Origin of the sequence: Desulfogranum marinum, from assembly GCF_016918565.1 — a bacterium.
Lineage (GTDB): Bacteria > Desulfobacterota > Desulfobulbia > Desulfobulbales > Desulfobulbaceae > Desulfogranum > Desulfogranum marinum.
Map to the genome: position 1 here is coordinate 90,505 of NZ_JAFFQD010000015.1, position 12,358 is coordinate 102,862.

Sequence of the window (12,358 nt, forward strand, 5' to 3'; positions counted from 1 at the left end):
CAGCTCTAAGTTCACCCCTTTGTACAGTTTCCTTACTCTCCTTGCAACTACTCGAAATAAAAAAATGATTACTTTACTTGATTACGGTGCCGGCAATGTTCGTTCGGTTATCAATGCTATTGAAAAACTTGGCGAGACCGTTACCCCTGTTAACAGCGCAGAAGGCATTAATAATGCCGAGCGTCTCGTTTTTCCAGGTGTTGGTAACTTCGGCGCCATGATGCAGATTTTACGACAAAAGCAGTTGGTTGAGCCACTCTTACGCTACCTGCAATCGGGCAAGCCTTTTTTTGGTATCTGCGTAGCCCTCCAGGCTTTGTTCGAATCCAGCGAAGAAGCCCCGGATGAACCAGGCCTTGGCCTTTTGCGAGGTACGGTTAAAAAATTTGATGTAGAATTAGCGGTACCGCACATCGGCTGGAACGGGATCACCATCCATCAACCGTCTCCTCTTTTCGCTGAGCTCAAGGGAAACGAAAAGTTTTACTTTGTGCACTCCTATCACATTGCCCCGGAATCGGACGACTACACGCTGACAACCACTGATTATGGGTATAGGTTTGTCAGTGCCATCCAAAAAGACAACATTGTTGCCACCCAGTTTCACCCGGAAAAAAGCGGCAAAGCCGGTTTACAACTTTTGGAAAACTTTCTGACCGGCAACAAAGAGGCCGTCGTGCCTGCACACTGCCCCCAAACCACCAAACTTGCCAAAAGAATCATAGCCTGCCTGGATGTTCGCTCCAATGACCATGGCGACCTGGTGGTTACCAAGGGGGACCAGTATGATGTCCGCGAAAAGGGCGACGTGCGCAACCTGGGAAAACCGGTCGAGCTTGCCCAGGAATATTACGAACAGGGGGCGGATGAGGTTACCTTTCTTAATATCACCGGGTTCAGAGATTTCCCTTTAGAAGACATGCCCATGATCGAAGTTCTTGAGCAGACTTCTAAAAACGTTTTTGTTCCCCTGACCATAGGTGGTGGCATTCGTGATTTTACTGACTGCAACGGACGCCATTACTCAGCCTTGGAGGTTGCCTCTGCTTATTTCCGATCCGGAGCAGATAAAATATCTATCGGCTCTGATGCGGTTTTGATCGTTGAAGAGGTGTTGGCCCAAGGCAAAAGCACCGGCCTGAGCTCCATCGAACAAATTGCCCGGGTGTACGGCAACCAGGCGGTAGTTATTTCCATCGATCCACGGCGGATCTATGTCGAGAGTCCGGATGACGCTCCGAACCACCATGTTATCGAAACCTCTCGCCCGGGTCCCAACAAGGAAAAATACTGCTGGTACCAATGCACCATCAAAGGCGGCAGAGAAGGACGTGATCTGGATGCGGTCACACTGGCTGAGGTATGCGAACAACTGGGTGCAGGCGAAATCCTGCTCAACTGTATTGACCGCGATGGTACCAATGCAGGTTTCGATATCGAACTGGTCAACGCGGTTCGCACAGCTATAACCATTCCGGTGATTGCCTCCAGCGGCGCCGGCTGCAGTGAGCACTTCTATGAGGTCTTCACTGAAACAGAGGCGGAAGCAGCCTTGGCCGCCGGTATTTTCCATCGTAAAGAGGTGCCCATAGGCCTGGTCAAAGCCTATCTTAACCAACGGGTGGAAATTCGTCCTTCAGCATATTAGTTTACCACTTCATGTAAAGGGTCGTTCGACAACAAACGACCCTTTTCCCTTTCCTAAAAATTTTGCCCTTCCATTTACTTCACAAGAACCACGTTATATAATTAATCTTATACAGGTACTAGCGCTCATCCACTGTTCTGTCAGCCGCAGTGCAGTACCACTGGACGGCTAAAAAACAGTTACCATCCGTATCAAATGCTTTTTACGAGGTGTTTATGGACTGGAAACGAATTATCATTGCGATTGACAACTCACAAATGTCCGTAAATGCAGTCAATTATGTCGGCAGCATTACCGGCAAACTCACCGGGGTTAAGCTTTGCCTGCTCCACATTTACCCCGCCCCGCCGCCTGACTACTATCGCGGAGGTTCCACCCTCGACGAATACCAGCAAGACCAGCAAAAACAGGCCACATTTTTTCTCCGTAAAGCCGCTCAACATCTCAAAGATGGCGGTGTCCCTGAAGAATCCATTGCAACCCGTTGCCTGATGGCAGACAACACCACCATCAGCGAGGCCATCCTCAGCCTGCAAAAAAAAGAAAATTACGGCACCATCGTGGTGGGAAAAAGGGGAATCTCAAAGTCTGAAGAATTTCTCTTTGGGTCCATATCCAGTGCCCTTATCCATAACGGAAAAGACATTGCAGTGTGGGTGGTGGGTTAATGCTTAAATATACCTATAAAGACACGCTTCCGGTAGCGATCCAGGAAAAACTCGCAAGCCACAGGGTTACCCGCAGCCTGCGTAGGCCAACCAGGGTGTTTATCGACACCACTGATTTCACCTCAATCGATTATGGCGACATCATTCATGTTGAGGATCGCTATTACCTTATTACAGCCTATACCAAAGAAGGGCGTTTCGGGGTCCATGAACAGATAAAGCCATGGGTACCTAAAACCGAAGAATTAACCACCGGCAAAAAATACATTCTGAAGCTGGTGTTTCATGAAACCTTTGACATCCGGCTGGGAAGCTACCTTATCACCTGTTACCGCAGCCCTGAAAAAGAGGCCGGCATCCTCGAGCTCACAACAGGGCACCCCCAATTTATGCAGGGTGAACCAATACTTGACGACGTCGGCAACCTCCTTCGAGTACTGATCCCCATCAACGGCAACAGACTTGACAAGTATATCCACAAACCTCAGTGTTCCCACCAAGACTATTTTTATAACCATTTGCCCTCCATCCTGGAACGGTATCTGGGGTGTATCAAAGCGATAGGCATTCTCCATGAAAATGGTTTTCGTCACGGCGACATCCGCCGCGATCATATTTTTGTAGACCGAACAACCGGTGTTTTTTCCTGGATTGACTTTGATTACGACTTCTACCTGCCGGAAAAACCCTATGCCCTGGACCTGTTCGAACTGGGAAATATCCTACTCTACCTGACAGGACGGGGAAATTACCATCCCCGAGATATAGAAAAAGACCCGGAACTGGGCCTCAAGAAATTAAGTGAAATAAACCAACGGGACCTGTCTCTGCTCTCGCAAAACAGGGTGGTGAATTTACAAAAACTTTTTCCTTATATTCCAACCAAACTCAACAACATTTTACTTCATTTCTCGACTGCCACCAACGTCTTCTACGAATCTGTTGACGAGCTATACAATGATCTGGAAGATGCCATGGAGGAGCTCCCCCGGTAACGCCCATGGTGCCGAATATCAGATACAGGGCACGCCCTGATCATCTTCTGTCAAGCCAACCACAACAATGCCGGCTTTGTCCGCAGCCCTGATCATTGCCGCACGATCAAAAAGCAATGACTGTCCTGCCTCAACTGCCAGCACAGCCCCTTTGACCTCACCGATGGTCTGAATGGTCTGCTCGCCGGTGGCCGGCAGATCAAAACGGAAATCCTGATCAGGCTTTTTCAATTTAACAACCACTGCGCCGGAACCGGCCAGCGTTCCTCCACGGCGTATGGCTGCGTCTGTCCCTTCGATAGCCTCTACTGCAAGAACACTCCGGTCACGAACAACCACACACTGTCCAATATCAAGTTTGCCTATCCGGCGAGCCATGGACCAGCCGAACCGAATGTCTTCCCACTGTTTTTTATCAGGTTTCTTTTTCGTTAAAATCCCTCGGGGAAAAAACAGGTGATCGAGATAGCAGGTGGAGGCAATAACTTTTATTCCCTCCTGCTCAAGGGTATCAGCAACTGCGCGCAAAATAGCATCATCGAGTCGGGCGTCTATTTTATTCCATAGCGTGAGGCCCTTTAAATCAGGCAGCACATCTTTGAAAATACGGGTCTTGGTGATTGTCCCCGCAAAAACGGTTTCCTCGACCCCTTCCCGCTTAAAATATTTTATTATCTTACCGAGCTGGCCGAGTTTTACCCAACAGATCACATCGGCAAGGGTTTCCAACTCGGGCAAGGTCTCGTTGACATGGGCTATGGCAACAACCTTGCGCCCCTGTTTTTGCGCAGCTTGAGTAAAAAGAAGAGGAAACTGCCCTCCTCCGGCAATGAGACCAATGGCAGACATACCGGCTACATCCATTTATGATTCAACGTGTTGACGGCTGCACCCATTATTCCAGGGTACGCTTAACAACGCCGCGTTTACTTGAATGGAAAAAATCGACCAAAAGCTGTACTTCCGGGCAGTCCATCATTTCTTCTTCTATCTGTGCCAGTGCATCTTTGAGCAGAAGCTGCGGAGAACGAAGCAGGAGTCGAAAAGCCTCATCCAACTTCTTGATGGTATCACGCTTTACCCCGGCCCTGCGAAGACCTATCTTGTTTACACCGGATATGCGCATCTGATTACGGGTACCTTCCATGATAACATAAGGAGGGACATCCAACCCTATACCCGACATACCTCCAACATAGGCATAGTCGCCTATCCGGCAAAACTGATGCACAGCAACCAGACCGCCGAGATTAGCATGATTGCCGATTTCAACATGACCGGCAAGGGTCGCAACATTGGCCATGATCACATAATCGCAAATGGTACAGTCGTGGGCTATATGACTGTAGGCCATGATCATATTATTATTACCGATAACCGTTCGTCCATTGCCCTTGGCAGTTCCTCGGTGAATGGACACATATTCACGTATCTGGTTATCATCACCAATGACCAGCTCGGTTTCCTCACCCTTATAATGTATATCCTGCGGAGGAGCACCAATGGAGGTAAAAGAGCCAATGGTGTTACGGGCCCCGATTGTGGTCCGTCCGGAGACCATTGCATGGGCGCAGATACGGGTTTCCGGTCCGACGATCACAGGTCCGTCAAGAATAACATAAGGATCAATAATTGCAGTGCTGTCAACCTGAGCCTGCGCATCAACCACTGCTGTGGTATGTATACTCATAAAAAGTCCTATCCTAACTATTCAGCGAATAACAAGTAAGCTCGCCTTAAACTCGAGCTGTAACTGTTGAGCAGTACACCAGATGCGAAAAAACGGAATGGATAATGAAAAGAATACTCTGGTATCCGGTCTTATCGTATGCAGCTGGGAGTCTACTGAATAGTTACAGCCTATCTAAAGGGTGCTGTCCTCTGGAACATGCACCCGAAATTGTTTTTCAGGCAAAAGTTGCCATCATTTCTGCTTCGGTCACCAATTCGTCACCGACATACGCACGCCCGGCCATCTTTGTAAGACGCGCCTTGTACTTTATCATTTCAAGCTTAAAAATGAGCTGATCACCAGGCCGAACGACCTTGCGGAACCTCACCTTGTCCAGCCCTGCAAAATAAACCAATTTCTCGCCTATCATCGATTGTTCGGTGAGATAGGCTAAAATACCGCCCGTCTGAGCCATCCCTTCCAAAATAAGTACACCAGGCATCACAGGCTCACCAGGGAAATGTCCCTGAAAAAACGGTTCACCCATGGACACATTCTTCAGTCCGGTGATGCTCTGTCCAGGCTCAAAATCAATAATTCGATCAACAAGGATAAAGGGATACCGGTGGGGCAACAGATTAAGGATCCCTTTAATATCAATTGGCATCTTAATTTCTTTTTCTGTGGTCATATCGAGACTCTCAAGTATCCTCGCCTTTTTGTACCAAGGCGGTAAGCCGGTCCACTTCTTTACGCAACCGACGCACTTCTTTTATCATTTCCGGCAAGCGACTAAATGCTGCCGTGGCCCTTCCCCATTTTTTCACATCAATTGCAGGGGCACCGCCAATCAGCGCTCCCTTGGGCTGACTGTTGTGGACGCCTCCCATGGCCGCTACCATAACCCCATCATCAAGATGAATATGGCCGTTTACCCCTGCTTTAGCGCCCAAGACAACACTTCTGCCGAGACTGCTGCTCCCGGCGATACCGGTTTGAGCAACAAGCACCGAGTTTTCTCCAATCACGACGTTATGGGCAACCTGCACCTGATTATCTATGCGAACGCCTGACTTAATCCAGGTGGTGCCGAAGGCTGCACGATCAACGCAGGTACACGCACCTATCTGCACGTCATCATCTATGCGGACATTCCCAACCTGGGGCTTGGAATAGTGATTGCCCATGGCATCTGTGGCAAAGCCAAATCCATCACTGCCGATAACAGCCCCGTGATGCAGGTAGACCCTGTTGCCGATAATACAGTCTGCTGCAATGGTAACGTTGCCGTAAATAACCGTGTCATCGCCAATGGTAACCCGGTCTTCGATAACCACACCTGGATGAATGGTTACCCTTTCCCCAATGTGCACCTCATCACCGATGGCCACATGGGCACCAATGGATATAGCATTCGCGAGGCGACAACCGGATCCGATAACCGCTGATGGATGAATACCTGTTGCCGCATAGTCCTTTTTTAAGAGAAGGGAATGGATGCGGGCAGCAGCAATATCCGGCCTGTCAACAACGATCCCGGGAAGTCCCAGGGATTCGAAGCCCTTGGGTAAAATGCAGGCACTCGCCTTGCATTCCGGCAACTTTGCCATCATTTTTTTATCTACCAAAAAGGTAATTTCGCCCGGTCCGGCCAGGTCAAAACCATTCAAGCCATTGATTTCAACGGCACCATCGCCTACAATTTTCCCATCTACAAATTCAGCCAGTTCCTGGAGAGTATATGATCGCGACATTGTGACATTCTCCCTTGTAAAAACGGTGCGCGGCAATTGCGCTCCGCATGGTAATAGTTCCCCGCCAGCGGCTCGAACTTAGCGTATTTCTTACGCCTCGTAAAGAAAAACAGATGATCGTTTTTTTTCGTACTCAGCCAACTGCGGTTGCCAGGCCTGCTCAAGCTCTACAATCGGCACCCCTTGCTCCAGTTCCTGCCGTATCTTTTTGCTGCCGATGATCAAATCCATGGGGAGCCGTTCAAATTCGTACTCATAGGGCGGTTCTTTGTAGGCAAAATTTTGCGGATACAGCATCAGCAAGGCCTGAAGCAAGACCAGACTGGTCTTGTAGGGTTTGAACCTATGGGGGTCGGTCACATGGATCTGGAACCCACTGCATGGTTCCCCTGCCCACTTGCCGGAGGTTGGTTCAAACATCAGCGGTCGCAGCACGCACCCCGGTAATCCTTCCTGTTCGACATAGTGTAAAACCTCCTCAACCCGAACGTAAGGCGCGCCGAACATTTCAAACGGCAAGGTGGTTCCCCTGGCTTCGGAAACAGTCGTCCCCTCCCATATGACCTGCCCGGGATAGACAAGCGCTGTGCTCGCGGTTGGCATATTCGGAGAGGGAAAAACCCACGGAAAACCGGTTTCAGCAAAAAACATATCGCGCCGCCACCCCTTAACAGGTATGACCTCCAAATCAACATCAATACCGAGTTCCATGGCGCAAAAGCGGGCTAATTCGCCCATTGTCAAACCATGGCGCATGGGAATGTCGCACATGCCGACAAAGGATCGGCACTCTTTTTCCAAAACATTACCTTCTACCAGATGGCCACCGACGGGATTGGGCCGATCAAGAATAACCACCTTCACGCCCGTCTCTGCAGCAACTTCCATACAGTACACAACCGTCCAGATAAAGGTATAGACCCTGGTGCCGACATCGATAAGGTCTACCAGCAAAACATCCAGGTCTGCGAACATCTCAGGATACGGTCGCCGGGTTTGTCCGTACAGAGAATAACAATGAAGACCGGTTGTTGGATCGGTACTATTGCCGGACTCGATCATATTGTCCTGCTTCTCACTGAAAAAACCATGCTGCGGGGAAAACATAGAAGTGAGTTGCCCTGGAAAGGCGGCCAGAAGGAGATCACGGCTATGGGTCAGGTTACGATCTGTTGAGGCCTGATTAGAAAGCAACCCCAGCCGTTTTCCTTTAATCCAGCCAGGTTGCAGGCGACAAAGCTCTTCAATACCAATAGCAATCAAAGGGTACCTCTTTGTTGAAAAAATATGCGGATATCTGTAATTGTTGAAAAGTATAAACTCTTTAGCTAGCTCAAACGGCTTGTCCAAGCGGCTGAATCATAGCGGCATTCGCCCCTGCTGCAGGGTAACGAGCATTTAATGAGCCTGACTCTTACGACGCAACGCCAACCCCACGTTGGATCCAAAAATCAACAGCGCGCCGAACCAACCGACAACACTCAAGGCCGGATCGGCAGCCAGGATCGGCCCCAAAAGGGCTGCAAGCAATATACGGGTGGATGAAATGACCGCACCTTCAACGGCAGTGACAAAGAAAAAGCCGTAGGTCAGCAGGTATTGGCCCAAAACGCCGGCAACGGAACAGGTAAAAAGGAAGAAAAACTCGCTCCTGTCAGGAATAAAAAGCTGGTGCCTGAAAAAAAACAACATGATCAACAAACCAACCCCAAACATGAAAAACAGGATGGTCTGGGAATCATGATATTGACGGCTGATGTTGAGGTAAATAATGGCAAAGGCAGCACAGAAGCCCGAGGCAAGTCCCCAAAAATTATGAAAACCCAAGCCGACGCTACCCGGGGAAAGAACCATCCACACGCCCACCAAGGCAATCATAACAATGGCAACCGCTATTCCATCCCGCTGCTTTTTCAAAAACAACCACGAAAAAAGGGCAACAAACAAAGGATAGGTCATATTAAGAATATTGGCCTCCGCCACCGAGGAAACAGCAACCGCCTTATAAAAACAAAAAACCGCTACGGTATTGGCAATGGTCCGGCCCAGTAAATAATGATAACGACGGGGTTGCAGTCGTTGCTTATTCCAGGCCATGCTCAGGCACACCACGATAAAACCGAGCAAAAACCGGGAAAAGACAAAGAAAGAGGTCTCAATATCGACAGTCGAATGGGACCAACGAATGATCAGTGTTGCCAGGTAAAAACAAAAAGCTGAACCAAAAACAGCAGCCCATCCATAAAATTGGCGGGTGGTCACCCGGCTCGCTGCCAGTACGTTTGTAGTCATAATTTTGTATTTATAATTGAAGAGTTGATGGCGTCGGTTACTCCTGCCAAAACCGAGCCCACTGCTCCACACCCGGTAACCAGTGCACAGGAGAACCATGGGGATGGCACCAACCAAGATTCCACGTATAATGGATGCCTTTTTGCCACAGATTCGCCTGCCAAAGTACCCATCCCTTGTGCGGAGGCTGGAGTTCATTACGTGAAATTTCCATTTGCAGCCACAAAATATCTCTGGTTTGCTTTACAGCCCACTGCTGGATTCGTTCAAGTAAAGAAGCCCCTTTATCTGCGAGGTAGTTGGTTAAATAGGTAGTATAAAGAACAATCGGGCAAGCAGGGTCAGCGGGAATATGCCGGATCAAAAAAGAATCCAGCTCCATCGGAAGATCGGCTGGATATAAACAAAGAGTGTTTCCTGCTGTCTCCATTGCACGAAGCACTGCAATGCCTTCCTGAAGTCTTGTCATGCGCTTTTTCTGATCACCCCATATAAACGATGCCAAGGTATATTCATCTTCTTTGCTTTGCAAATAAAAAGGCGCCCTATCGCACCCAATTCTGGAAACGACCCTCACCGTCTCGGCTGAACGATCCGGGGGAACAAACCGTCCAGAGCACTTGACCACAAACTCGATATTCTCCCCCTGCCCTAAGCTGACAATTTCCTTACTGCTGTCTTCAGCGACTAAAGTGTATTTACGCTGCTCTGCCAGTAGGTTAAGCCCTGCACTTGCACCCAGGTCAACAAGGTGCACTTGCTGCCAGGGGGTATACAAAAGGGGCAGCAACCAACATAAACCACGACCGGTTTCATTGGTCTGAACGCTTGCGGTTTGGATAAAAACTTCCAGATCTGCTTGCAGCAACAAAATCGACTGACGAAGAACCTGCGGCAAGTTTGGATCATCTGGGCTTTTGGTGCCATCAACTGTCGCAAAATACGCTGCCGGCTCTTTCGCCTCTGCACTCCCAGCCAGAACACTTTTATGGAGTCCAGCCATCAGTAAAAGGGGGACATCAAACGAGGCGCGATTGGCTGCAGCCTGGACCAACCAGTTGCCAACCAGATCATTCTCATCTACAAGCCACTGCCCTATGATACCGCACAACCGCGAAAAAAGAGGGGAATAGCCGCTGGTGAATTGTTCTTGTTTTTGAAATCGACCCACCAGTTGATGGCGAAAACTCTTTTCTATGTCCATAGAGCTTACTTTTGACATCTCTGTTGTACCCATCACTTACTACGCACTCCCCCGTTGGGTTTATCGCTGTTTGGGCAGCACCAAAACGGAAAAAATACGTGCTCGAAATATCTTATGGATAAAGCCACCTCTCATCCCCGACAATGTATACTCTTTTCGACGTGTTAGATAAATGGAAAAACAGGACTCGCTTAAGCAACAGGTGGCACTTATACAGCTCTGCCTGTTGATATAAAATATCAGCTTCTTGTAGCGGCAAGATCGAAAACTTTAAAGACGCTTTACATTTCCTCTTTCTGAGTCAGCAACGGGTAGCGAAAAGTAGATGGGGCCTTACGGTCATGACTATGGTATGATACATTGACAATAGGGTACTATAGGAACAATTAGTGCCTAACCCATAACCTCCCGTCTGAGATGAGTCCGCTACAGGACCATACACCATTGTAATCTTCGCCTGCCGTAAGAACCGCTTCTTTCATAAGGCGCGCCATTGCTTCCCACATTCCGCTGAATTCTTTTTACAGGTGAATTCAACATCTGCAGAGTCTGCTCTGCGAATTGCGGATAGAAGCGATATTGCAGAACAATCTTCACCGAAACAGATATGATGCAAACAATACTTCTTAAATTATGGAGAATCGTCTATTGACGGAAATATGTAAAAAGTGTGCTGAATGTTGTAAAAATTATCCTTTTATAACTCTCTCTAAAAATGAGATACATTCGTTAAAAAAATTAACAGGCCTACCAGCTCAGGTGTTTACAAACCCAATAGGCAAAGAAGTAGAAGAATATTTCTTACAATTCCAGGATAATGGACATTGCTATTTCTTAAAGGAGAATGAGGGGAGCTTTTCTTGTACTGTATACGATGAAAGACCAGGGATTTGTAAAAAATATCCCTCAACCCCCGTGCAGGATAACGTCTGCACTGCAAATAAAGAGAAAGTGCTGATTACCACTTATGAGTAAAAAACACTCACTTGAAACCCCGATCTGTAGCGGACTGATGACATGGCCGATGGGTGCAAGTGAGTTTAATGTTATATTTCATACTACCTACTTTTCAATCAATACGAGGGAAACCAATGGCAAAACCCAATTATTCATACGAAAAACGACAAAAAGAGTTGGCTAAAAAGAAAAAAAAGGAACAAAAGCGATTAAAAAAATTGGAAAAAGCTACCCAAGAATCTCAAGCTGATCAATCTTTAACGGTCAATGATGATACAAGTGCACCTATTGTTAATGACGACAACTAGAACAAATAAAATTAGAAGTTGAACAAGGCCAAAAGTCTTTGTGGATTCATAAGGGCATCTTAAATAACAGCTTTTTCTGCCAATTTCGGCGTTATCCTCAAAATTTTATCCTCGGAGGTAAGCGTAGACTCCGATACTATATATGCCTGTGGTAAAATTTTGAGCATACCTCGGAGTCGAGGCTTACCTGATCTTGATTAAAAAATCTCATTATTTAAGACACTGATAAAGAGCTCAGAGTAAAGGTATCCGGAGAAAAAAAGGCGGATAGAGGGAGCTCGCTGAGGCTCGTCGATGCACTCACAGTTATAATAATGAAAATATAAAAAATGATTGAGCCTTTTACGATATATCCAGAATCACTTATAGATTCGAAAGAAAAAGCCCAAAAAATTATACAGGATAACGCCTATTATTTTTATGTAATTGGGGTGTTTTCGTTACTGGCGGGCACATTTTTCATCAGCCGTAATGAAAATTTATTTGATATATCTTTTGGCTCGGAATTATTATTTGCTGGAACGTTCTCTATTACCCTTGCTTATCTGACAACGTTATCAACCCGAATTTCTCATGAACATTGTGTCAACTTAACAAATTACACCTAATTTCTGTATGTTATGTAAATTCAAATAGATTTGGTATTTTTTCACAATGTTCACCAAAGGTCAGTCCATCCAGCATCATTTTCTTCAGTATTTTGGCAATGAATATAGGCGACTATCGGAGTCTACGCTTCCATGAGAAGGCTTGTCAACACCTGTTCGACTTGGCGAACCAAATTTTAAATTATCCCGTAACGTCAGGCTTCCATTCGCACTCATTTAAAGGCACAGCCATATGCCCGGTGCATTGTAATG

At 47.3% G+C, this 12,358-nt stretch carries 13 protein-coding genes; 6 read left to right on the forward strand and 7 right to left on the reverse strand.

All coding sequences use genetic code 11. The features are described 5' to 3' along the window. Window positions 1-64: 64 nt before the first annotated feature. From hisF to JWH17_RS10285, 3 genes are all read left to right on the forward strand, one after another. Window positions 65-1,648, forward strand: a complete 1,584-nt coding sequence (gene hisF / locus JWH17_RS10275; RefSeq protein WP_205222523.1) for an imidazole glycerol phosphate synthase subunit HisF — start codon at window positions 65-67, stop codon at window positions 1,646-1,648. 215 nt (window positions 1,649-1,863) lie between these two features. Beyond that, complete coding sequence (locus JWH17_RS10280; RefSeq protein ID WP_205222524.1) at window positions 1,864-2,316, forward strand: universal stress protein; 453 nt, start codon at window positions 1,864-1,866, stop codon at window positions 2,314-2,316. Beyond that, entirely contained in the window at window positions 2,316-3,311 is a 996-nt protein-coding gene (locus JWH17_RS10285) for a serine/threonine protein kinase (RefSeq protein ID WP_205222525.1), read from the forward strand. The genes JWH17_RS10280 and JWH17_RS10285 overlap by 1 nt, the downstream gene beginning before the upstream one ends. Window positions 3,312-3,329: 18 nt before the next feature. On the opposite strand, the gene JWH17_RS10290 is transcribed toward JWH17_RS10285, so the two are convergent. From JWH17_RS10290 to JWH17_RS10320, 7 genes are all read right to left on the reverse strand, one after another. Continuing rightward, window positions 3,330-4,175: an LpxI family protein gene (locus JWH17_RS10290; protein ID WP_205222526.1), complete on the reverse strand. Its 846-nt coding sequence runs from the start codon at window positions 4,173-4,175 to the stop codon at window positions 3,330-3,332. A gap of 31 nt (window positions 4,176-4,206) precedes the next feature. Then, a complete protein-coding gene (gene lpxA / locus JWH17_RS10295; protein ID WP_205222527.1) occupies window positions 4,207-5,001 on the reverse strand; it encodes an acyl-ACP--UDP-N-acetylglucosamine O-acyltransferase in 795 nt (264 codons plus the stop codon). Between the two features lie 217 nt (window positions 5,002-5,218). Further along, window positions 5,219-5,674, reverse strand: coding sequence for a 3-hydroxyacyl-ACP dehydratase FabZ (fabZ, locus tag JWH17_RS10300; protein WP_205222528.1), 456 nt, complete (start codon window positions 5,672-5,674; stop codon window positions 5,219-5,221). A gap of 10 nt (window positions 5,675-5,684) precedes the next feature. After that, the gene (lpxD, locus tag JWH17_RS10305; protein ID WP_205222529.1) at window positions 5,685-6,737 is read right to left on the reverse strand and encodes a UDP-3-O-(3-hydroxymyristoyl)glucosamine N-acyltransferase; all 1,053 of its coding nucleotides are present in this window, start codon (window positions 6,735-6,737) and stop codon (window positions 5,685-5,687) included. 90 nt (window positions 6,738-6,827) lie between these two features. Beyond that, on the reverse strand, window positions 6,828-8,000 hold the full coding sequence (locus JWH17_RS10310; protein WP_205222530.1) for an exo-beta-N-acetylmuramidase NamZ family protein: 1,173 nt from the start codon (window positions 7,998-8,000) through the stop codon (window positions 6,828-6,830). Window positions 8,001-8,135: 135 nt separating this feature from the next. Then, window positions 8,136-9,029, reverse strand: a complete 894-nt coding sequence (locus JWH17_RS10315) for a DMT family transporter (protein ID WP_205222531.1) — start codon at window positions 9,027-9,029, stop codon at window positions 8,136-8,138. 37 nt (window positions 9,030-9,066) lie between these two features. Continuing rightward, the gene (locus JWH17_RS10320) at window positions 9,067-10,233 is read right to left on the reverse strand and encodes a DUF2332 family protein (protein ID WP_205222532.1); all 1,167 of its coding nucleotides are present in this window, start codon (window positions 10,231-10,233) and stop codon (window positions 9,067-9,069) included. Window positions 10,234-10,881: 648 nt separating this feature from the next. Here JWH17_RS10320 and JWH17_RS10325 point away from each other — a divergent pair. The 3 genes from JWH17_RS10325 to JWH17_RS10335 all read left to right on the forward strand — a co-directional run bounded on the left by JWH17_RS10325 (window position 10,882) and on the right by JWH17_RS10335 (window position 12,106). Beyond that, entirely contained in the window at window positions 10,882-11,208 is a 327-nt protein-coding gene (locus JWH17_RS10325; RefSeq protein ID WP_205222533.1) for a YkgJ family cysteine cluster protein, read from the forward strand. 116 nt (window positions 11,209-11,324) lie between these two features. After that, window positions 11,325-11,498: a hypothetical protein gene (locus JWH17_RS10330; protein ID WP_205222534.1), complete on the forward strand. Its 174-nt coding sequence runs from the start codon at window positions 11,325-11,327 to the stop codon at window positions 11,496-11,498. A 329-nt stretch (window positions 11,499-11,827) separates the two neighbouring features. Further along, window positions 11,828-12,106, forward strand: coding sequence for a hypothetical protein (locus tag JWH17_RS10335; protein WP_205222535.1), 279 nt, complete (start codon window positions 11,828-11,830; stop codon window positions 12,104-12,106). The last annotated feature ends 252 nt before the right edge of the window (window positions 12,107-12,358 follow it).